24 protein-coding genes are annotated in these 20,319 nt (G+C 72.4%); 13 read left to right on the forward strand and 11 right to left on the reverse strand.

All coding sequences use genetic code 11. The features are described 5' to 3' along the window. Positions 1 to 208: 208 nt before the first annotated feature. A complete protein-coding gene (locus ACZ5DS_RS21810; RefSeq protein ID WP_468240993.1) occupies positions 209 to 1,099 on the reverse strand; it encodes a helix-turn-helix domain-containing protein in 891 nt (296 codons plus the stop codon). Between the two features lie 74 nt (positions 1,100 to 1,173). Between ACZ5DS_RS21810 and ACZ5DS_RS21815 the strand changes: the two genes are divergently transcribed. Beyond that, entirely contained in the window at positions 1,174 to 1,977 is an 804-nt protein-coding gene (locus tag ACZ5DS_RS21815; RefSeq protein ID WP_468240995.1) for a phytanoyl-CoA dioxygenase family protein, read from the forward strand. Between the two features lie 4 nt (positions 1,978 to 1,981). On the opposite strand, the gene ACZ5DS_RS21820 is transcribed toward ACZ5DS_RS21815, so the two are convergent. Then, on the reverse strand, positions 1,982 to 2,950 hold the full coding sequence (locus ACZ5DS_RS21820; RefSeq protein ID WP_468240998.1) for an aldo/keto reductase: 969 nt from the start codon (positions 2,948 to 2,950) through the stop codon (positions 1,982 to 1,984). Positions 2,951 to 3,071: 121 nt separating this feature from the next. On the opposite strand from ACZ5DS_RS21820, the gene ACZ5DS_RS21825 reads away from it, so the two are divergent. Beyond that, positions 3,072 to 3,923: an endo alpha-1,4 polygalactosaminidase gene (locus tag ACZ5DS_RS21825; RefSeq protein ID WP_468241000.1), complete on the forward strand. Its 852-nt coding sequence runs from the start codon at positions 3,072 to 3,074 to the stop codon at positions 3,921 to 3,923. Positions 3,924 to 3,930: 7 nt separating this feature from the next. On the opposite strand, the gene ACZ5DS_RS21830 is transcribed toward ACZ5DS_RS21825, so the two are convergent. Together ACZ5DS_RS21830 and ACZ5DS_RS21835 are read right to left on the reverse strand one after the other, a co-directional pair. Beyond that, positions 3,931 to 4,464 carry a flavoprotein gene (locus ACZ5DS_RS21830; protein ID WP_468241002.1) on the reverse strand — a complete coding sequence of 178 codons (534 nt, stop codon included), beginning with the start codon at positions 4,462 to 4,464 and terminating at the stop codon, positions 3,931 to 3,933. A 9-nt stretch (positions 4,465 to 4,473) separates the two neighbouring features. Further along, on the reverse strand, positions 4,474 to 4,932 hold the full coding sequence (locus ACZ5DS_RS21835; RefSeq protein WP_468241005.1) for a nuclear transport factor 2 family protein: 459 nt from the start codon (positions 4,930 to 4,932) through the stop codon (positions 4,474 to 4,476). A 102-nt stretch (positions 4,933 to 5,034) separates the two neighbouring features. On the opposite strand from ACZ5DS_RS21835, the gene ACZ5DS_RS21840 reads away from it, so the two are divergent. Continuing rightward, positions 5,035 to 5,589: a TetR/AcrR family transcriptional regulator gene (locus ACZ5DS_RS21840; RefSeq protein ID WP_468241007.1), complete on the forward strand. Its 555-nt coding sequence runs from the start codon at positions 5,035 to 5,037 to the stop codon at positions 5,587 to 5,589. A gap of 7 nt (positions 5,590 to 5,596) precedes the next feature. Here the strand turns inward: ACZ5DS_RS21840 and ACZ5DS_RS21845 are convergent, their stop codons facing one another. After that, entirely contained in the window at positions 5,597 to 5,797 is a 201-nt protein-coding gene (locus ACZ5DS_RS21845) for a ferredoxin (RefSeq protein ID WP_468241009.1), read from the reverse strand. 12 nt (positions 5,798 to 5,809) lie between these two features. Beyond that, a complete protein-coding gene (locus ACZ5DS_RS21850) occupies positions 5,810 to 7,039 on the reverse strand; it encodes a cytochrome P450 (RefSeq protein WP_468241012.1) in 1,230 nt (409 codons plus the stop codon). A 297-nt stretch (positions 7,040 to 7,336) separates the two neighbouring features. On the opposite strand from ACZ5DS_RS21850, the gene ACZ5DS_RS21855 reads away from it, so the two are divergent. The 3 genes from ACZ5DS_RS21855 to ACZ5DS_RS21865 all read left to right on the forward strand — a co-directional run bounded on the left by ACZ5DS_RS21855 (position 7,337) and on the right by ACZ5DS_RS21865 (position 9,072). After that, positions 7,337 to 7,969 (forward strand): LysE family transporter, encoded by a 633-nt coding sequence (locus tag ACZ5DS_RS21855; RefSeq protein ID WP_468241014.1) that lies wholly within the window; start codon positions 7,337 to 7,339, stop codon positions 7,967 to 7,969. A gap of 131 nt (positions 7,970 to 8,100) precedes the next feature. Beyond that, positions 8,101 to 8,550, forward strand: a complete 450-nt coding sequence (locus ACZ5DS_RS21860) for a nitroreductase family deazaflavin-dependent oxidoreductase (protein WP_468241017.1) — start codon at positions 8,101 to 8,103, stop codon at positions 8,548 to 8,550. Positions 8,551 to 8,769: 219 nt separating this feature from the next. Then, positions 8,770 to 9,072, forward strand: coding sequence for a DUF4235 domain-containing protein (locus ACZ5DS_RS21865; RefSeq protein WP_468241019.1), 303 nt, complete (start codon positions 8,770 to 8,772; stop codon positions 9,070 to 9,072). A gap of 16 nt (positions 9,073 to 9,088) precedes the next feature. Here ACZ5DS_RS21865 and ACZ5DS_RS21870 read toward each other — a convergent pair whose 3' ends face one another. Both ACZ5DS_RS21870 and ACZ5DS_RS21875 read right to left on the reverse strand, forming a co-directional pair. Beyond that, entirely contained in the window at positions 9,089 to 9,553 is a 465-nt protein-coding gene (locus ACZ5DS_RS21870) for a pyridoxamine 5'-phosphate oxidase family protein (protein WP_468241021.1), read from the reverse strand. 67 nt (positions 9,554 to 9,620) lie between these two features. Next, positions 9,621 to 10,340 carry a TetR/AcrR family transcriptional regulator gene (locus tag ACZ5DS_RS21875; protein WP_468241023.1) on the reverse strand — a complete coding sequence of 240 codons (720 nt, stop codon included), beginning with the start codon at positions 10,338 to 10,340 and terminating at the stop codon, positions 9,621 to 9,623. A 125-nt stretch (positions 10,341 to 10,465) separates the two neighbouring features. On the opposite strand from ACZ5DS_RS21875, the gene ACZ5DS_RS21880 reads away from it, so the two are divergent. The 5 genes from ACZ5DS_RS21880 to ACZ5DS_RS21900 all read left to right on the forward strand — a co-directional run bounded on the left by ACZ5DS_RS21880 (position 10,466) and on the right by ACZ5DS_RS21900 (position 15,922). Beyond that, positions 10,466 to 11,968, forward strand: a complete 1,503-nt coding sequence (locus ACZ5DS_RS21880; RefSeq protein ID WP_468241025.1) for an APC family permease — start codon at positions 10,466 to 10,468, stop codon at positions 11,966 to 11,968. Between the two features lie 18 nt (positions 11,969 to 11,986). After that, entirely contained in the window at positions 11,987 to 13,618 is a 1,632-nt protein-coding gene (locus ACZ5DS_RS21885) for an amidohydrolase (RefSeq protein ID WP_468241028.1), read from the forward strand. Positions 13,619 to 13,712: 94 nt separating this feature from the next. After that, the gene (locus tag ACZ5DS_RS21890) at positions 13,713 to 14,939 is read left to right on the forward strand and encodes a PucR-like N-terminal domain-containing protein (RefSeq protein WP_468241030.1); all 1,227 of its coding nucleotides are present in this window, start codon (positions 13,713 to 13,715) and stop codon (positions 14,937 to 14,939) included. Positions 14,940 to 14,999: 60 nt separating this feature from the next. Then, on the forward strand, positions 15,000 to 15,362 hold the full coding sequence (locus ACZ5DS_RS21895) for a DUF1304 domain-containing protein (RefSeq protein ID WP_468241285.1): 363 nt from the start codon (positions 15,000 to 15,002) through the stop codon (positions 15,360 to 15,362). Continuing rightward, positions 15,359 to 15,922, forward strand: coding sequence for a TetR/AcrR family transcriptional regulator (locus tag ACZ5DS_RS21900; protein WP_468241032.1), 564 nt, complete (start codon positions 15,359 to 15,361; stop codon positions 15,920 to 15,922). The genes ACZ5DS_RS21895 and ACZ5DS_RS21900 overlap by 4 nt, the downstream gene beginning before the upstream one ends. Before the next feature lie 4 nt (positions 15,923 to 15,926). Here ACZ5DS_RS21900 and ACZ5DS_RS21905 read toward each other — a convergent pair whose 3' ends face one another. Together ACZ5DS_RS21905 and ACZ5DS_RS21910 are read right to left on the reverse strand one after the other, a co-directional pair. Next, positions 15,927 to 16,769: a hypothetical protein gene (locus tag ACZ5DS_RS21905; RefSeq protein ID WP_468241035.1), complete on the reverse strand. Its 843-nt coding sequence runs from the start codon at positions 16,767 to 16,769 to the stop codon at positions 15,927 to 15,929. 67 nt (positions 16,770 to 16,836) lie between these two features. Further along, positions 16,837 to 17,793: a GlxA family transcriptional regulator gene (locus ACZ5DS_RS21910; protein ID WP_468241037.1), complete on the reverse strand. Its 957-nt coding sequence runs from the start codon at positions 17,791 to 17,793 to the stop codon at positions 16,837 to 16,839. 71 nt (positions 17,794 to 17,864) lie between these two features. On the opposite strand from ACZ5DS_RS21910, the gene ACZ5DS_RS21915 reads away from it, so the two are divergent. Together ACZ5DS_RS21915 and ACZ5DS_RS21920 are read left to right on the forward strand one after the other, a co-directional pair. Continuing rightward, positions 17,865 to 18,815 carry an NADP-dependent oxidoreductase gene (locus tag ACZ5DS_RS21915; protein WP_468241040.1) on the forward strand — a complete coding sequence of 317 codons (951 nt, stop codon included), beginning with the start codon at positions 17,865 to 17,867 and terminating at the stop codon, positions 18,813 to 18,815. A 140-nt stretch (positions 18,816 to 18,955) separates the two neighbouring features. Continuing rightward, positions 18,956 to 19,336, forward strand: coding sequence for an anti-sigma factor antagonist (locus ACZ5DS_RS21920; RefSeq protein ID WP_468241042.1), 381 nt, complete (start codon positions 18,956 to 18,958; stop codon positions 19,334 to 19,336). A 21-nt stretch (positions 19,337 to 19,357) separates the two neighbouring features. Here ACZ5DS_RS21920 and ACZ5DS_RS21925 read toward each other — a convergent pair whose 3' ends face one another. Then, positions 19,358 to 20,311, reverse strand: a complete 954-nt coding sequence (locus ACZ5DS_RS21925; protein ID WP_468241045.1) for a ribose-phosphate diphosphokinase — start codon at positions 20,309 to 20,311, stop codon at positions 19,358 to 19,360. Positions 20,312 to 20,319 lie beyond the last annotated feature (8 nt).

The raw sequence follows: 20,319 nt of genomic DNA on the forward strand, positions 1-20,319 counted from the left end.
TCGAACGTCCGCCTGGGCAGCTCTTTTGAAGCGTGGGGGGCGTACGGGAGCGACCTGGCGCATGCAGCGGAAATTCCATGTGTCTGCACGCCGACAGCGCACACTTTTGCACAGCCCGACGTCGGCGAACAAGAGATCTCCCACTTCTCAACATGCCGTTCGGCGGGCTGTTCTTTGACCTTTCGTCAAGGAAAGCCTTTGCAGTGGATTACGGGCGTTCACCCGCCCGATAGGCGCCCGGCGGCACTCCGTAACGCGCACGGAAGACCCGGCTGAAGTGGAAGGGGCTCGGGAATCCGGACGCCGCCGCCACCCGCTCCACGGTCAGGTCGGTGACCTCCAGCAGCCGGGCCGCGTGCCGCAGCCGGGCCTCGCGCAGGGCGCGCATGGGCGGCCTGCCGGTCCGCTGCGTGAACAGGTGGGCGAACCGGGACGGGGAGAGGGCGACGCTCTCGGCGAGCGAGCGGACGGTGTGCGGGGCGCCCGGGTCGGCGGCGATCAGTTCCTCGGCGTGCCGCACCCGGGCGTCGGCCCCCGGCCCGGGTACCGGTACGCGGGCGCCGGAGGCCGCGAGCAGCACGACCTCCTCCAGCGCGCACAGGGCCAGTTCGCACGCCAGGCTGCCCTGGGCCACGGCCACCGGGTCCGCTCCGGGCGGGGTGCCCTCGGCGGGCCGGCGGGCGTCGGCGAGCATCCGGCCGAACGCGGCCTCGATGCGGCCGTGCAGGGCCCCGGGCACGGGCGCGACGATGTACAGGCCGTCGGCGATGGCGTACGGGCCGAGCCAGGGCGTCCAGGACACCCGTGCCTGGCAGTGCGCCCACCAGAACCGCCAGTGCGGGGCACCATGCGCCACGGCATAGCGGTGGGCGACGCCCGGGGCGAGCACGACCAGGTGCCCGGGGAGCGCGTCGGCACGGGCGCCGCCCTGCCGGACCACGCCGCGCCCGCCCGTGGTGAAGGTGAACAGCCAGCTGTCCGACCCCCGCGGCCGGTCGACCCCGTACCCGGGCCCCTGGTCGTAGCGGCCGGTCACCACGAGGCCGGGCGGCGGGGACGGCGCCCCGGCAGCGGCCTGGGGCAGTCCGTCAGCATGCATGGGCATCCTCCCCGGGGACACGTCGGCCTAGCGTGGCAGGTCGGTGACGGAACAGGCCGACGAGGAGCACAACCATGACGGAGACGGGCACCATCCGGCCCGAGGCACTGCGGCGGCAGTTCGAGGCGGAGGGCTTCACCGTCGTGCGCGAACTGTTCGGGTACGACGAGATCGAGCGGCTGCGCAACTCCTTCGCGGCGCTGCACGCGGCCGGGCTGGTGCCCGGGCACTTCGAGCCGCTGCCCGCGGACCCCGACCCGCTGCGCCGGTATCCCCGGGTGATGCAGCCGCACGAGCTCAGCGCGCCGGCCCGGCGGTTCCTGCTGGACGCCCGGCTGCGGACGGTGCTGGAGGTGCTGCTGGGCGAGGAGGTGCTGGCCGCGCAGAGCATGTACTACTTCAAGCCGCCGGGTGCCCGGGGCCAGGCGCTGCACCAGGACAACTTCTATCTGCGGGTGCAGCCGGGCACCTGTGTGGCCGCGTGGGTCGCCTGCGACGTCATCGACCGGGACAACGGCGGCCTCGAAGTCGTCCCGGGCACGCACCGGATGGACCTGTTCTGTCCCGAGGTGGCCGACGAGGAGCTGTCGTTCGCCCGCGAGTACGTCCCGCCGCCGCCCGGCCTATCCCCGGTGCCCGTGGACCTGGCGCCCGGTGACGTGCTGTTCTTCAACGGCAGCCTGGTCCACGGTTCGGGTCCCAACCGCAGCGCCGACCGCTTCCGGCGCTCCTTCATCGGCCACTACGCGGGCCGTTCGGCCGAGCGGATCGGCGGCTACTACCGGACACTGACCATGTCCGGCGAACTTGTCCCGCTGCCGGAGAGCGAAGGTGCCGGTCCGTGCGGCACGGAGTTCGCGCCGCACGGACCGCACTGAACGGTCAGTGGCCGCTGATCGCGCGCGGGGTGTAGGGCTCCGCCAGCTGCTCGATCTCCTTGTCGCTCAGTTCCAGTTCGACGGCGGCCACCGTGTCCTCGATGTGCTGCGGCTTGGCCGCGCCGACAATCGGTGCGGCCACCGTGTCCTGGTGCAGCAGCCAGGCGAGGGCCACCTGGGCGCGCGGGACACCGCGCTCGCCGGCGATGCGGGTGACGGCCTCGACGATGGAGCGGTCGCTCTCCAGGTAGAGGCGGCTGCCGAAGTTGTCCTGGGCGCTGCGCTCGGTGACGGTGCCCCAGTCGCGGGTGAGCCGGCCGCGGGCCAGCGGGCTCCAGGGCAGTACGCCGACGCCCTGGTCCGCGCAGAGCGGCAGCATCTCCCGCTCCTCCTCGCGGTAGAGCAGGTTGTAGTGGTTCTGCATGGACACGAACTTGGTCCAGCCGTGCCGCTCGGCGGTGTACTGGGCCTTGGAGAACTCCCAGGCGTACATCGAACTGGCCCCGATGTAGCGGACCTTGCCCGCCTTGACCAGGTCGTGCAGCGCCTCCATCGTCTCCTCGACCGGGGTGGCGTGGTCGTAGCGGTGGATCTGGTAGAGGTCCACGTAGTCGGTGCCGAGGCGGCGCAGGCTGTGGTCGATCTCGGACATGATCGCCTTGCGGGAGAGGCCGCCGCCGTTGGGGCCCGGCCGCATCCGGCCGTGCACCTTGGTGGCCAGCACGATCTCGTCGCGGTTCGCGAAGTCGCGCAGGGCCTTGCCGACGATCTCCTCGCTGGTGCCGTCGGAGTAGACGTTGGCGGTGTCGAAGAAGTTGACGCCCGCGTCCAGCGCCTGCCGGATGAGCGGACGGGAGGCCTCCTCGTCCAGCGTCCACTCGTGCACGCCGCGGTCGGGCAGCCCGTAGGTCATGCAGCCCAGACAGATCCGCGACACGTCCAGGCCCGTCGAACCGAGCTTCACGTACTGCATCGTTGCTGCTCCTGCCTTCGGGGACGATGGTCACTCAGGAGCGTACGGGGTGCTCCGGCGCCCACTTGACTGCGGCGGCGCGCGAACGGTTGGATCCTGACACGTGATCAATGGAGCGGATGTGCCCGCCAAGGGTGTCTCCCGTGTCTCAGGTCCCGGGACGACCGTCGGCACCGCGCTGCTCGCCCTCGCCGTCGCGGCGTCGGCACTGACCGGTTGCGTCTTTGGCGGCGCGCCCGGGAAGCCGTCCCAGAAGCCCGCCGCCGTACGCCTGCCACCGCGCCACGCCGGTTTCGACTACCAGATCGGCGGCGCCTATCCCCCGCCCGCCGGTGTCGGGATCGTCAGCCGCGACCGGTCCGACTCCCCGGCGCCGGGCCTGTACAACATCTGCTACGTCAACGCCTTCCAGGCCCAGCCGCAGGAGCGCTCCTCCTGGCCCGCCGACCTGCTGCTGCGCGACGCCCGCGGCAAGGTCGTCATCGACGAGGACTGGAACGAGGCGCTGCTCGACCTGCGCACCCCGGCCAAGCGCGAGCGCGTGGCGGAGCGCGTGAACCGATGGGTCGACGGCTGTGCGAAGAAGGGCTTCGACGCCGTGGAGCCCGACAACTACGACAGCTACACCCGCTCCCGCGGCCTGCTCACATCGTCCGACGCCACCGCGTTCATGCGCCTGCTCTCCGGGCATGCGCACGCCCGCAAGCTGGCTGTCGGGCAGAAGAACACCGCCGAACTGGCCGGGCAGCGCAGGCGGACCGGGCTGGACTTCGCGGTCGCCGAGGAGTGCGGGCAGTACGACGAGTGCGGGGTGTACGCCAAGGCGTTCGACGACCGGGTGGTGGACATCGAGTACACCGACGGCGGTCTGCGCAAGGCGCTGGCCCACTGGGGCGGCCGGCTGAGCATCGTCCGCCGGGACGTGAACGTCTCCACACCGGGCAAGGCGGAGTACGTCCGCAAGGTGCGCTGACGCACTGTCAGTGCCGCTCCAGCAGGTCCAGTGCGCTCTCCCAGGGGAACTCGGGCCGCCCGCCGTCCTCCTCGGGCGGGCCGGAGTACGGCTCGCCGAAGCGGACGCCCATCCCGCGCAGCCGGATGAGGCTGTCCTGGTAGGCGGGGTGGGCGGCCAGCGCGTCCGCCACGCAGGGCAGGACGGCGATCGGCACGCCCAGCCCCGCCGCCTCGCACAGGGTGCCGACGGCGAGGGTGTCGGCGAGCCCCGCCGCCCACTTGTTGACCGTGTTGAAGGTGGCGGGGGCCACCACCACGGCGTCCGGCGGCGGGAAGGGGCGCGGGTCGGCCGGGGAGCGCCAGGCCGACCGCAGGGGGCGGCCGGTCTGCGCCTCGACGGCGGCGGTGTCGAAGAAGCCGCCCATGGCGACCGGTGTGGCGATGACCCCAACCTCCCAGCCCCGTTCGTGTGCGGCGGTGATCAGCTTGATGACTCCTGAGGCGATCCCGGCGGCGCAGACGACGACGTAGAGGAAGGGCTTCTCGGCCTGTGGGGTCATCCGGGCACCCTACTGGAGCGGGAAGGTGAGCCCCCGCTCGGCCTCGGGCCGCGGTCCGTGGATGCGCCGCTGCTTCTCGTCGATGCGCAGGTCGTTGATGCTCGCCTCCCGCCGGGCCATCAGACCGTGCTCGTCGAACTCCCAGAGTTCGTTGCCGTACGAGCGCCACCACTGCCCGTCGGCGTCCCGGCACTCGTACTGGAAGCGGACGGCGATGCGGTTGCCGTCGAAGGCCCACAGGTCCTTGCGCAGCGCGTAGTCGAGTTCGCGCTCCCACTTGGCGGTGAGGAACGCGACGATCTCGGCGCGTCCGGTGACGAAGGTGTCGCGGTTGCGCCAGACCGAGTCCTCCGTGTAGGCGAGCGCCACCCGGTGCGGGTCGCGGGTGTTCCAGGCGTCCTCGGCGGCCTGGACCTTCTGCGCGGCGGTCTCGCGGGTGAAGGGCGGCAGGGGCGGGCGGGCGGTCATGGGCTGCTCCTCGGCTCGGACAGCAGGGGAGAACGAGCGTTCTCCGTTGGGCTGCTACGGTAGGAGAACGTTCGTTCTCTCGTCAAGGAGTGGGGGTCGCCGATGGACGGCGAGGTCGCCCGGGAGCAGGCGCTGGACGCCGCGGAGAAGCTGTTCTACGCCCGCGGCATCCAGTCCGTGGGCATGGACGAGCTGCGCGGCGCCTCGGGGGTGTCGCTCAAGCGGCTCTACCAGCTGTTCCCGACCAAGGAGCAGCTCGTCGAGGCGTATCTGGCCCGGCGGGACGAGCGCTGGCGCGGGCGGCTCGCCGCGTATGTGGCAGGCCAGCCGGACCCTCGGCAGCGGATCCCGGCCGTGTTCGACTGGCTGGAAGGGTGGTTCGGCGAGGACGGCTTTCGCGGGTGCGCGTGGATCAACGCCTACGGCGAGCTGGGCGCCACGTCGGACCGGGTGACGCAGCAGGTACGCGCGCACAAGGAGGCGTTCCGGGGCTACCTAGCCGGCCTCGTGGCCGATGCGGGACTGCCCGCCGCGCTGGCCGCTCCCCTGTTCCTGCTGGCCGAGGGGGCCATGGTCACGGCGGGTGTGACGGGCAGCGCCCGGCCGGCGGCCGAGGCCCGCGAAGCGGTGCGGGTGCTGGTGGCGGCCGCCGGCTGAGCCCGCCTCAGCCTGCCGTCTCCTTCACGGTGATCGCGCTCACCGGGCAGGCGCGTGCCGCCTCCCGGACCATCGGGTCGCCCGCGCCGTCCTCGCGGCCGGGGATGACCATGCTGTAGCCGTCGTCGTCCTGGGTGAAGACGCGCGGCGCGGTCAGCGCGCACTGGCCCGCGCCGATGCAGACGTCTGTGTCGATCTCGATGTGCATGGGTCGAGCCTCTTACCAGGTCACGGGGAGTTCCAGCATCCCCTGGATCGTGTCGCCGGGTTTGCAGGGGATTTCCTCGGCGGGTGCGGCGAGCCGGAGCCCGGGAAGGCGCCGGAGCAGGGTGCCGAGGGCGATCTCCAGTTCCGCGCGGGCCAGGTTCTGGCCCAGGCACTGGTGGATGCCGAAGCCGAACGCCACGTGGTGGCGGGCGGGGCGGTGGAAGTCCAGGACGTCGGGATCGTCGTAGAGCGAGGCGTCGCGGTTGATGACCGAGGTCGCGAAGAGGACGCCGTCTCCGGCCCCGATCGTGGTGCCGTGGATCTCGATGTCCTCCAGGGCCACGCGCAACAGGCCGTCCGCGATGGACAGCATCCGCATCAGCTCCTCGACGGCGGCGGGCAGCAGGGCCGGGTCCGCGCGCAGCTCGGCCAGCCGGTCGGGGTGCTCGAGCAGTGTGTAGGTGCCGAGGGAGATCATGTTGGCGGTCGTCTCGTGCCCCGCGACCAGCAGGATGACGCCCAGCGAGACCACGTCGTGCCGGTCCAGCGCGCCCTCGCTCAGCTGCTGGTGGACGAGGTCGTCCAGGACCCCGTCGCCGGGCTCGGCCTGCTGCGCCTTGCGGTCAATCAGACCGCCGAGGTACGTCTCCAGCCGATCGCGCGCGTCCTGGGTGTCGGCGGCCGTCGGGCCGCGCAGCAGCCTGCGGGACTGCTCCTCGAAGAACTCGTGGTCCTCGTACGGCACACCGAGCAGCCCGCAGATCACCATGGACGGCACGGGCAGGGCGAAGGCGGAGACCAGCTCGGCCGGCGGGCCCTTCTCGATCGTCGCGTCCAGGAGGCCGTCGACGATCCGCTGGATCGTGGGCCGCAGTCCGGTCGCGCGTTTGACGGTGAACGACGGGATCATCATCCGCCGCTGCGTCTGGTGCAGGGGGTCGTCGACGCCGAGCAGCGCCACGCGGCGGTCGCGGACGGCCGCGAAGCGGGCCGTGGGCGCGGGGAATCCGTCGCGGGTGCGGTCGGTGGACAGACGGGGGTCGGCGAGCAGCGCCCGGGCCGTGGCGTGGCCGGTGACCGCCCAGACCTCCCGGCCGTCGAAGAGGGTGACGCGGGACAGGCCGTGCCCGTCGCGCAGCGGGTCGTATCCGGTGGGGGGATGGAAGGGACAGGTGCGGTCCTGCGGGAAGGCGACGGGTTCGACCGGGATCGCCGGGCCGGTGGTGTCCGTCAGTTCCGTCATGGAAAGACCTCACAGACGAAAGAAGTGCGTCGTACCGATCTTCATTAGATGCCCGAGGCATCTATGAGGCGACGACAAGTTCGGCCAGATCAGCGGTCGGCGCGATCTGGCCGGAATGCCGGGTCAGCGGGGGCGGGATCGCGCCGAAATTCGTTTGCCGCCGCTCCGGGGGCGGCCCGAGGATCTGCCCATGTTGTTGCTTACGGATACCAGTGTGCCTCCGACCACCACCGCCGTGTCTCCGGTGCGGGGTCAGCAGCAGCCCGGCTGTCGGCGAAGGCCCGGCCCCGCGCGCCCGTGACGGCCGCGCTGCTCGCGGGCCTGCTCGCGGGGTACGGCATCGCCGTGCCGGTCGGCGCGGTCGGGACGTATCTGGTCTCCCTCACCGCGCGCACCTCGCTGCGCACCGGCGCCTGCGCCGCACTCGGCGTCGCCACGGCCGACGGCCTCTACGCGCTGCTCGCCGCGGCGGGCGGCTCCGCCCTGGCGGCAACGCTGCGGCCGGTGCTCACCCCGCTGCGCTGGGCCTCGGCCCTGGTCCTCGGCGTCCTCGCGGTGTGGGGCGCGGTCCTCGCCCTGCGCCAGTACCGCGCCCACCGGCTGACCACCCGCCCCGAGCGGCCGGTTCCCGGCGCGGGACGCGCATATCTCGGCCTTCTCGGGATCACCCTGCTGAACCCCGTCACGGTGATCTATTTCGCCGCACTGGTGATCGGGACCAGCACCGCGGACGCGGTTCGGCCGCTGGAGCGGACGGTGTTCGTCCTGGGGGCTTTCACCGCCTCCGCGAGCTGGCAGCTGCTGCTGGCCGGCGGCGGCGCCCTGCTCGGACGCGTCCTCACCGGCCTGCGGGGGCGGCTGGTGACGGCGCTGCTGTCCAGCGGCGTGATGCTGGTGCTGGCGGTACGGATGACCGTGACACCGGGGTGAGCGGATCTCGATGACCGGCTGGGTGCTCACCCTCCCGGGTGAAGAGCCGCGCGATACGGATGAATCGGGCGGCCTCGGATGTTGAAGCCGGTCACACGTCAGCCGTTGGACCGACGAAGGAGACGGATCCCATGCCACTCGAGGGCGAGTACGAGCCCAGCCCGACCCAGTGGGTGCGCGAACAGGTCGAGCTGTACGAGAGTTCCGGCGGGACGGAGGGGACGACACTGCGGGACACCGGGCTGCCGGTCATCGTCCTGACCACGCGGGGCGCCAGGAGCGGGAAGATCCGCAAGACGCCGCTGATGCGGGTGGAGCACGAGGGGAAGTACGCCGCGGTCGCCTCCCTCGGCGGGGCGCCCAAGCATCCCGTCTGGTACTTCAACGTGAAGTCCGATCCGCACGTGGAACTGCAGGACGGCCCGGTCAAGCGGGAGCTGAAGGCCCGTGAGGTCACCGGTGCGGAGAAGGACGAGTGGTGGGAGCGGGCCGTGGCCGCCTTCCCGCCGTACGCCGACTACCAGAAGAACACCTCCCGGGTGATCCCGCTCTTCGTCCTGGAGCCCCTCGACGAGAGCTGATTCAGGCCGGGAACCGCCTCGATTTAGAAAAATCTGTTTCGCTGAGGCATGAACCGGCTTCCGAGCGGGCAACCGTGCGTCAGGCCCCGCCGCGTTCCCCCGTCGCGGCGGGGCTCTCTTGTGTGCCTCGCCCGCAGAGCGGTCCCGTGTGCCCGGGCGAACGGGTGGCGCCGCGCGGGCCTCCCGCTTGAGGGGTGCGGGACGAGGAAGAAGTCACCCATGGCGAAGTACAGGAAAAAGAAGCTCCCGCTCGTCTACGCGCCCCTCGGATTCGTGCTCAGCTGGGCGGGCGGGGCGCTGGCGGGGCTCGCGTTCCGCAAGGCGTGGCTGGCGGTCCGGCACGAGGAGAACCCGCCCGACGCGCTGGACCCGGACCGCGGCTGGGGCGAGGTTCTGCTCGCTGCGGCGGTCCAGGGCGCCATCTTCGCGGTGGTGCGCAGTGCCGTCGACCGCACGGGCGCCAAGGCCATCGCACGGTCGACGGGTTCCTGGCCGGTCGCCGAGAAGAACGGCCGGAACTGACCCACGGCCGGCGCGTTCAGTCGGCGACGAGCCACTCCCCGTCGCGCATCAGCTCCCGTCCCTCCAGCTCGTTCGCCTCGCGCCAGGCCTGGATGCGTTGCGGGAGCACGTTGAAGTACAGGTAGCGGGTGGCGAGTTGACGCGGGTCGAAGCCGGTCTTGCCGGCGAAGACCTCGGCGTCCTCCTCGGGCAGGTCCTCGGGGGTCACGGCCCGGACGACGCCCTCGATGATCACGACGTCCCGGGTCGGTCCGATGCCGAGGCGGGCCCTGCCGGTGGCCAGCAGGTTGCGGCCGGTGGGGCTCGCGGCCGGGGTGGCGATCAGCAGGGCGGCACCGTCCCAGACGAACGACAGGGGGACGAGGTAGGGCGCGCCGGCGTCCTCGCCCGCGGTGGCGACCCAGGCGTCGACGTCGTTCTCCAGCCGGTGGAGGGTGTCCTTCTTGCGCTGTTCGGCGGTGCGGGCGGGCGGCGGGGTCATGGTCGTACGGCCTCCTCGGACATGGGCTTCAGCTCGTATGACGTGCGGACGGCGTCCAGTGTGACCGTCAGCCTTCCGTCTGTGCACGGAGGTGATCAAGGCGTGTCTGGGCCGCCGTCAGGAGCAGGTCCAGGGCGGCCGGGTAGGAACTGGTCCGCATGGAGGCCACCAGATGGCGGGCGGTGGCCGCGATGTGCGGGTGGGTGTCGGCGGGCAGGCGGGCGTAGGTGTCCCGCCACACCTCGGCCTCGGCCTGCTGCGCGGCCCGGGGCAGGGCGGCGACGGCGGAGTCCAGGGCACCGAAGGCGAGGGCCTGGTCGACGAAGGCGTGGTAGATCCGTACCGCCTCCGGATCCGGGAATCCGGCCCGGCGCAGCACGCCGATCATGCTCTCGACGGCCTGGATCTCGTGCGCCCGGCCGGTGACGCGGTGGGCGCTGAGCATCGCGGCCCGGGGGTGGGCGAGGGCGCCCGCGTGCATGCGCAGGCCGAGGTCGCGCAGGTCGGCGCGCCAGTCGCCGGTGGGCCGCCAGACGCGCAGGGTGCGGCCGATCAGCTCGTCGGCGATGGCGAGCATCAGGTCGTCGGTGTGCCGGAAGTACCGGTACAGGGAACTGGGGTCGGCGCCCAGGGCCCGGCCCAGGCGGCGGACGGAGAGCGCGTCGGCGCCGTGCTCCTCGATCAGCCGAAGCGCGGTCTCGACGATCAGCTCCTCGGACAGCACGACGCCCTCTTTGGTGGGGCGCCTGCGCCGGCGGGCGGCGGGCGGGACGACACGGTCGCTCATGGGACCCCTCCCTCGGGTGTGCCCGGCACCTTATGACAACACCGTTGACCTGTGAAGTGCACGAGCGGTTTCATCTGCGGTCACCGGGGCCGACCAGGCCCCCCGGTGCGAGCGGAGAGCCGGCGATGAGCGAGACCCCCTTCGGTGTGGATCCCCCCGCGCAGCCCGAGCTGCGCAAGTCCCTGAGCGTGCTGGACGGCGTCGCCGTCGCCGCGTCCAGTACGGCCGCGACCACCAGCATCGGCATCGGTCTCGGTGTGACGGCCGGCGTGGTCGGCCTGCATCTGCCGGCGATCATGCTGCTGGCGTTCCTGCCGATTCTCGGTATCGCCGGTTCCTACTCCCGGCTGAACCGGGTGGAGCCGAACGCGGGCAACGGCTATGTGTGGGTGGGCCGTTCGCTCAGTCCCTGGCTCGGCTTCATGGTGGGCTGGGTCAACTTCGTGGCGAGCCTGGCGTTCCTCGCGTACACCACGGCGGTCACCGGCTCCGCGCTGCTCCAGTTGGCCGGGGACGCGGGGCTGCACCGGGTCGGCTCGCTCGCCCTGGATCCGGGTTCGACCGCACAGACGACGGCGGTGGGCATCGTCGTCCTGGTCGTGGTCACCCTGACCGCCGTGACCGGCGTCCGCACCGCGGCCCGGCTGCAGACCTGGCTGCTGGTCTTCGAGTACGTCGTGCTGCTGGGCTTCTGCGGCTACGGCATCGTCACCGGCTCGCATCCCTTCCGGCTCTCCTGGTTCGACCCGTTCGCGATCCCCTCGGCGACCGCGCTGGCGCAGGGTCTGCTGCTGTCGGTGTTCTGCTACTGGGGGTTCGAGGCCGCGTTCACCGTCAACGAGGAGGTGCGCGACCCGCGGGACGCCTCCCGGGCCGGGCTGATCACCCTGGTGACCATGCTCGGGCTCTTCCTGCTCGGTTCGGTCGCCTTCCAACGGGTGCTGTCCGAGGACGAGTTGGCCGGGCACGGAGCCGAGGGGCTGGCGTACTTCGGGGAGCGGCTGGCCGCGCAGCCGCTGGCCGCGCTGCCGCTGGTGGCGCTGATGTTCTCGGCGGTGGCCTCGCTCCAGGCCGGGGTCATCCCGACGGCCCGGGGGATGTTCGCGATGAGCCGGGACCGTACCCTCGGGCCGGTGTGGTCCAAGGTCAGTTCCCGGTACGGAACGCCGGCGGCCGGGACGCTGCTGGTCGGGGCCCTGGCCACGGCGGTGGCGGTGCTCGCCCTGGTGATCCCGCGCCTCGCCGACATGATCATGGCGACGGTGAACGCCGTCGGCATCGTCGTCTCCCTGTCCTACGCGCTCACCGCGCTCGCGGCCGCCGTCCGGTTCCGCTCGCTGCTGCGCCAGGACTGGCGGCAGGGGGTACGGGCGGTGGTACTGCCCGTGCTGAGCGCCCTCGCCCTGCTGGGCCTCGGCGGCTACCTCGGCTGGTCCTTCTACACCTCCGCCGACCGCTTCGAGGTCAGCGCGGACAACGGCTGGTTCCTGCTGCTCATGCCGCTGGTGATGATCGCGTCCGGGTTCGTCGTGGCCGCGTGGGCGAAGTGGGTGCGCCGGTCACCGTACTTCCGCACCGGCGAGGGCACCGACGCCGACTCCCGGCAGCTTCTGACCACCCCCAACTGACCTTCCAGGAAAGGCATCATGCACGCTGATCTGCTCTTCACCGGCGGCCCCGTCCTCACTCCCGAGGGACGTACCGCCACCGCCGTGGCCGTCACCGGGGACCGCATCACCGCCGTCGGGCACGGCGAGCTGCGCGAGCTGGCCGGGCCGCGCACGGAGGTGGTCGACCTGGCCGGGCGGCTGCTGCTGCCGGGCCTCCAGGACGCGCACGTCCATCCGGTGCCGGCCGGGCTGGAACTGTCCCAGTGCGACCTGACCGGCAGGACGACCGCCGAGGACACCGTGGCCGCCGTACGCGCGTACGCCGAGGCCCACCCCGAACGGGAGTGGATCCTCGGCGGCGGCTGGTCGATGGAGGCGTTCGAGGGCGGGACGCCGACGAAGGAGCTGCTGGACGCGGTCGTCCCGGACCGGCCGGTGTACCTGCCCAACCGCGACCACCACGGCGCCTGGGTCAACAGCCGCGCGCTGGAACTGGCCGGCATCGACCGGCACACGCCCGACCCGGCCGACGGGCGGATCGAGCGGGACGCCTCGGGCGAGCCGAGCGGCACGCTGCAGGAAGGCGCGATGCAGCTGGTCGGCCGGCTGACACCGGCCGCCACCGCGGCGGACCGGCTGGCCGCGCTGCTGCACGCCCAGCGGCATCTGCACGCGCTCGGCATCACCGCCTGGCAGGACGCGCTGATCGGGGACTTCCTCGGCATGGACGACCCGGCCGGGGCGTATCTGACGGCGGCCCGGGACGGCTCGCTCACGGCGCGGGTGACCGGCGCGCTGTGGTGGGACCGGGAGCGCGGGGCCGAACAGATCCCCGAACTTGTAGAGAAACGCGCCGCGTTCAGCCACGGCCGGTTCCGCGCCGGCACCGTGAAGCTGATGCTGGACGGGGTCGCCGAGAACCACACGGCCGCGCTGCTCGACCCTTACCTCGACACGTGCGGTTGCGCCACCGCCAACCGCGGCAAGAGCTTCATCGACCCGGGCCAACTACCCAAGTACGTCACCGAGTTGGACGCGCTCGGCTTCCAGTGCCACTTCCACGCGCTGGGCGACCGGGCCGTACGGGACGCGCTGGACGCCGTCCAGGCGGCGCGCACGGCGAACGGGCCCAGCGACACCCGGCCGCACCTGGCGCACCTCCAGGTGGTGCATCCGGACGACGTGCCGCGCTTCGCCCGGCTCGGCGCCACCGCCAACATCCAGCCGCTGTGGGCCGCGCACGAGCCGCAGATGGACGAGCTGACGATCCCGTTCCTCGGGGCCGAACGGGCCGGGTGGCAGTATCCGTTCGGGGCGCTGCAGCGCTCGGGGGCGCGGCTCGCGGCGGGCAGCGACTGGCCGGTGAGCAGCCCCGATCCGCTCCAGGGCATCCATGTCGCCGTCAACCGCGTGGAACCGGGCGGCGCCCGGCCGGTGTTCCTGCCGGACGAGCGGCTGAGCCTGACGGACGCGCTGACGGCGTACACGGCCGGTTCGGCGTACGTGAACCACCTGGACGACACCGGCCGGGTGGCCGTCGGGGCCCTCGCCGATCTGGTGGTGCTGGACCGCGATCCGTTCGCCGGGCCGCCGCAGGCGATCGCGGAGACGAGCGTGGCGCTCACCTATGTGGGAGGAGAGCGGGTGTACGCCGCCGAGCGGGCGTGAGCCGGTTCGTTTGTCACCGGCGCACAAGTCCGGCAGGGACAACTGTTCCCGGGTGATGAGCCCGCGGGGGTTACTCGCGGGTATCGTCACGGATGTGCCGAAGAGAGCCGCAGCGGTGGGTGTCGACACGGGCGGCCCGTTCAAGGCGTTGCCCCCGGGTCTGCCGGACCGCCTCAGACCGTATGTCGCCGAGATCACCGAGGAGGTCGTCCGCGCGATCGGGACCGGGATCCCGGAGTACGCGCGCCCCATGGACGACACGTACATGCAGACCGTGCACCGGGGCGTGGACCACGCGCTGCGCGGGTTGCTGGAGCGGATGGCCCAGCCGGACACCGACTGGGAGCCGGTGAAGGAGACATACGAGCGCATCGGCCGCGGGGAGGCCGAGGAGGGGCGCAGCCTCGACTCGTTCCAGTCCGCGCTGCGGCTCGGCGCCCGGGTGACCTGGCGCCGTGTCAACGCGCTGGTGGACGGCGGGCTGCTGCCCCGCCATGTGCTGGGCGCCTTCGGCGAGGCGCTCTTCCTGCACCTGGACGAGATGGCGGCCGCGGCGACCGCGGCGTACACCGAGGCCCGGCTGCACGCGGCCGGCGAACTCCAGCAGCGGCGCGCCCGGTTGGTGGACCTGCTGACCGCCGATCCCCCGGCCTCGGCGGAGGCGATCGCCGATCTCGCCCATGCCGCGCGCTGGACGGTGCCGCGGGCTCTGGCGGTGGTGGCCGTGGATCCGGGGCCGGGGGCGGCGCCGATCGTGCCGCCGGAGTTCCTCGCCCGGTTCGAGGTGCAGCCCGCCCTGCTGGTGGTGCCCGATCCGGAGGGGCCGGGCCGGGCGCGGGCGGTGGCCGGGGCGCTGCAGGGGCTGCGCGCCTCGATGGGGCCCACCGTGGCGCTGCACGAGGGCGCGCGGTCGCTGCGCTGGGCCACGGAGGCACTGGACCTCGTACGGCGGGGTGTCCTGCCCGGCACGGACGAGTCGGGCTCGGTGGTGCGCTCCCAGGACCACCTGTCCACGCTGCTGCTCCTGCGCGACGACGCGCTGCTGGACGCGATGGCCGAGCGGTGGCTGCGCCCGCTGGAGCAGGTGCGCCCGCCGCAGCGGGAGCGGCTGGCGGAGACCCTGCTGGCCTGGCTCCAGTCCGGCCGGGGTGTCGCGGAGGTGGCGGCGCGCCTGGCGGTGCATCCGCAGACGGTCCGCTACCGGATGCGGCAGCTGGACGAGCTGTTCGGCGAGCTCCTGCACGAACCGGTGGCCCGCTTCGAGATCCAGCTGGCGTTACGGGCGCGGGAGTTGCGCAGGGGTGTCACAGACCCTGAGTGACTTCTTGGACAGGTGTCCCGCTATCCTGGACGCCTGTCCAAGAAGAGAGGTCCGCTGATCATGGAGATCGTGGCGAACGTGCTGGTCGGCCTGGTGGCCGCGCTGCACGGGTACATCCTGGTGCTGGAGATGTTCCTGTGGCAGAAGAAACCGGGGCGGGGGCTGCACGGGTTCGATCCGGAGATGGCCAGGGCGACCGCGCCGCTGGCCGCCAACCAGGGCCTGTACAACGGCTTCCTGGCGGCGGGCCTGGTGTGGGGGCTGGTCGCGGCCGGCCCGACCGGGTTCCGGGCGCAGGTGTTCTTCCTGTCCTGTGTCGTGGTCGCGGGCGTGTTCGGCGCCGCCACGGCCAACCGCCGCATCCTGTTCGCCCAGGCCCTGCCCGGCGCGGTCGCCCTGGCCGCCGTTCTCGCCGCGCGGTGACCCCGGCATCCCCGGAGGACCCGCGGGCCGCGCGGACCCGCGCCCGGCTGCGCGCGGCCCTGCTCGCGGAGTGCGCCGAGCGCCCCCTGGAGGAGGTCGGCGTGGCCGCGCTGGTGCGCCGGGCCGGGGTGGGCCGGGCCACGTTCTACGTGCACTACGACGGGCTGGAGGCGCTGGCGGTCGACGCGTGCGCCGACGTCGTACGGCAGGCGGTGGACGCGCTGCACGCCTGGCGGGGCCGGCCCGACCCGGTCAACTCCCCGCCCGCGCTACGGGAGTTCTTCGCCGGGCTCGCCCCGCACGCCGCTCTGTACCGGTCCCTGCTCGCGCCGGGCGGCGGCGGGCCGCTCGGCCGGGTGCTGCACCGGGATCTGCGGGCCCGGAGCCTGGCCGAGCGCGAGCTGGCGGGCGCGGCGGACGCCCCGCTGGTCGCCTCGGCGGTGGCGGCGACCTTCGCGGGGGTCCTCGCGGACTGGCTGCACGGGCTGCTGGCGGCCGAGCCGGACGAAGTGGCGGACCAGGTGTGGCAGTTGCTGGTCGCGCTGCACCGCAGCCGGTGACCGGTCAGTCGCACCGGGCGTCGTGCTTCAGCAGCGGCCACGCCTCCACTGCGTCGGCGGTGCGGACGTAGGCCGTGTCCTTGTCGTCGGTGAGCCACAGCTGCCGCCCGCGGTAGTGGTACCCGGTGTCGCGGGCGTCCGGCGGCATGCTCACGTCCTTGCGGTACGGCGCCTCGAGCAGGCCGTCCCGGCCGAGGACGCCCTCCGGGTCGCGGATGTACGTGCGGTCGCCGAGGTCGAGGAAGTGGGCCGACTGCCAGCCGCAGTGTTCCGAACCGGGGGTGCTGCTGAGCCGGCTCACCGGCACCCGCTTGCCGTCCTTGTCCGTCCAGACCTCCCAGCCCTCGGCGGCGGCGAACTGTGCGGGGAGTTCGGCGGGATCGCAGGAGGCGTTCGTCTCCGGGCCCCAACCGGGCCGGTCCTTCTGGTCCTTGGCGACCACGACGGCCACCTTGGTGCGGCCCTTCACATCGAAGGAGTACAGCACCCGGTCCGCCTCCCTGCGCTCCACGCGGTAGCCGTGGCCGGGCTGCGACTGGTCCATGTCGAAGAAGAGCTTCAGCCCCTCCTCCGGCGTGTCACCGCCGTCCGACGTGCTCCACCCGTCGGGGCCGGCGCCCTCGAAGATCTCCCCGTCGCACTCCAGCGCCCGGCCGGCGGCGCCGGAGGCCAGGCGCAGGGAGCGGGGGCTGTCGTCGCCCGCAGCCTTGGTGGGGACGTACAGGGGGCCGCTGTACGGGGTGGCCGGCGGCGTGCCCTTGACCTCCACCCGTACTCCGGTGCCGTCGTTGCACCCCGCCACCGTCACGGCCGCCACCACCGCCATCGCCGCAAGTCCCCTGCGCATGTCGCCCCCACTTCCTGGACCGTCGTTGCGTCACTCCGACGCGGGGGCGGGCAAGAACGTTCGAGGCTCAGCGGGTTTCCCGGAACGTCCGCCGGTACACCTGCGGGGACACACCGATCGCCGCGTGCAGATGCTGGCGCAGCGAGGCGCCGGTGGCGAAGCCGACCTCGGCGGCGATGCGGTCCACCGCCAGGTCGCTGGACTCCAGCAGGTGCCGGGCACGGGCGACGCGCTGCTGGACGATCCAGCGCCCGGGGCTGAGGCCGACCTCCTCGTTGAAGCGGCGGGCGAAGGTGCGCAGGCTCATCCGGGCGTGCTGGGCGAGGTCGGCGAGGGCCAGCGGCTCGTCCAGGCGCTCCAGGGCCCAGGCGCGGGTGGCGGCCGTGCTCGCGGCGCCGCTCTCCGGCACCGGCTGCTCGATGTACTGGGCCTGGCCGCCGTCCCGGAACGGAGGGACGACGCAGCGGCGGGCGACGCTGTTGGCCAGGTCACTGCCGTGGTCGGTGCGGACGATGTGCAGGCAGATGTCGACACCGGAGGCGGCCCCGGCCGAGGTGAGGATCCGGCCGTCGTCCACGAAGAGCACGTCCGGGTCCAGGTCCACCTGCGGGTAGCGGCGGCGGAACAGGTCGGCCACCTGCCAGTGAGTGGTGGCCCGGCGGCCGTCGAGCAGGCCCGCCGCGGCGAGGACGAAGGCGGCGGTGCAGATGGAGACGATCCGCGCGTCCGGGCGGATGCGGGCGAGGGCGGCGGCGACCTCGGCGGGAAGGTCGACGGGGATGTGCGAGGGCGGCATCGAGGTGACGACCACGGTGTCCGCGGTCTCCAGGATCTCGGGGCCGTACTGGACGCTGACGCTGAAGTCGGCATTGGTGCGCACCGGACCGCCGTCGACGGTGCAGGTCAGCACCTCGTAGTGACCGTCGGCCGCGCCGAAGATCCGGCTGGGGATGCCCAGCTCGAAGGGGTAGGCGCCGTCGAGGGCCAGGACGACCACGCGCTCCGGATTCGCTGTGCCACGCATGGCACGATTCTATCGAAGCTTGGCAATCATGCCATTTCCCGGGCGAGCGGACCCCGGCAGGCTGGGTGACCATGAGCGATGTGAACACGATGCGTGCCATCAGCCAGGACGTCCTCGGCGGTCCCGAGGTCCTGAAGGAAGTGCAGGTGGAGCGGCCCGCGCCGGGCCCGAACGAGGTACTGGTCCGGGTGCGGGCCGCCGGGGTCAACCCGACCGACTGGAAGCACCGGGCGACCGGCGGGTTCCTGGGCGAGCCGCCGTTCGTCCTCGGCTGGGACGTCTCCGGCGAGGTAGCGGAGACCGGGATCGGCGTGGCCGCATTCCAGCCGGGCGACGAGGTCTTCGGCATGCTGTCCTACCCCTTCGGCCACGGCGCGCACGCCGAGTACGTCATCGCCCCGGTCCGGGCCTTGGTGCCCAAGCCGGCCTCCGTCGACCACATCCAGGCGGGCGCGCTGCCGCTGGTCTCGCTGACCGCCTGGCAGGCACTGACGGAGCACGCTGATCTGCAGCCCGGCCAACGGGTGCTGATCCACGCGGCGGCCGGCGGGGTCGGGCATGTCGCCGTGCAGATCGCCAAGGCGCTCGGCGCGTATGTGATCGGCACGGCGAGCGCCGGGAAGCACGACTTCCTGCGGGAGATCGGCGTGGACGAGGCGATCGACTACCGGTCGACCGACGTCACCGAGGCGGTGCGGGACGTCGACGTGGTGCTGGACACACTGGGCGGTGAGACGTCCGTGCAGTCACTGCGCGTTCTGCGTCCGGGCGGGGTCGTGGTGTCGATCCTGCCGGTCGGCTCCCAGGACTTCTACGACGAGGCCGAGCGGCTGGGCGTACGGGCGGTCCGGATGCTCGTGGACGCCGACCGCGCCGGCATGCGGGCGATCGCGGACCTGGTGGAGCAGGGCAAGCTGCGCGCCACGATCGCGGGGACCTTCCCGCTGGCCGAGGCCGCCAAGGCGCACGAGCTGGGAGACACCGGCCGGACGACGGGGAAGCTGGTTCTGGTGGCCGACTGACGCCGGTCGCCCACGGCACAGAACGACCCGCGGCGCCAAACTGGAAGACATATGTCAATCGAACATGCTCAAATTCCTTCTATCGAGGGTAACTTGACGGTCGAGAAACGGTTTTCCAGGGGCGCGTGGGAGGTGATGCCGTGCAGCAGGAACCCACGCCGCTCACCCGGCATCTGCGCATCCGCGAGGAGCGCGGGCACACTGTGGTGGAGTTCCGCGGCGAGATCGACATCGCCGCGGCGACGGAGATCGGTCCCGCCCTGGACCGGGTCACCGACCGGCACGGCGTCCGGATCGTGATCGACCTGCGGGCCGTGGAGTTCTTCGACTGCTCGGGGCTGCGCCTGCTCTACCGGGCCCGCAGCCGGGTGGTGGAGCGCGGCGGGCGGCTGCACCTGGTGTGCACGCACCCGCTGACCCTGCGCATCTTCCGGGTCACCGGGCTGTCCCGGCTGCTGCCGCCGCAGCCGACGCTGGACGCGGCCCTCGGACAGCCCGAGGCCGCGTCCGGCTCGCTGTGAGAGCGACCGGTGACCGTTCGTCTAGGCGTTGCGCGGTTCCTCGAACAGGGCGCTCACGGACTCGCCGTTGTGGATGCGGCGTACGGCCTCGGCGAGGGCCGGGGCGATGGACAGGATGCGCAGCTTGTCGGTGTGCTCGTCCAGGGGCACCGGAACGGTGTTGGTGCACACGATCTCCAGGACGTCCGCCTGCTCGCTCAGCCGCTTGAGCGCACCGGCCGCGAACAGGCCGTGCGTGCACGCCACCCGGATCGAGCGAGGGCCCAGCTCCCGTAGTCTGTCGAGGAGTTCGAGTACGGTGCTGCCCTTGGCGATCTCGTCGTCCAGGACGATGACGTCGCGGCCCGTGACATCGCCGATGACGGAACTGATGCTCACCCGGTCGTCCGCGAACCGCTGCTTGGCGCCGGCCGCCACCTGCGCGCCGATCAGCCGGGCGAAGGCGGCGGCCTCCTTGGCGTTGCCGAGGTCCGGGGAGACGACCGTGGTGCGCGTCAGGTCGTACTGCCGGAAGTGCACGGCCAGTTCACGCAGGGCGTGCAGGTGGTCCACGGGCACCGAGAAGAAGCCGTGCACCTGCGGTGCGTGCAGGGTCATGGCGAGGACCCGGCTCGCGCCCGCCGCCACCAGCAGGTCGGCGACCAGCCGCCCGCCGAGGGAGATGCGGGGCGCGTCCTTCTTGTCGGAGCGGGCGTAGGAGTAGTGTGGCATCACGACGGTGATCCGGCCCGCCGAGGCGCCCCGCGCCGCGTCGCACATCAGCAGCAGCTCCACCAGGTGTTCCTGCACCGGCCTGACCAGCGGCTGGACCAGGAAGACGTCCCGTTCCCGGCAGTTGGCCTGAAGCTGCACCTCCAGACAGTCGTTGGCGAACCGGCTGACCCGGGTCGGGCTGAGCGGCACGCCGAGGTGGCCGCAGACCTCCTGAGCCAGTTGGGGGTGGGCACTGCCACTGAAGACGGCGATGTCTCGCACGATCCGCT

Source organism: Streptomyces sp. NPDC031100, assembly GCF_055570785.1.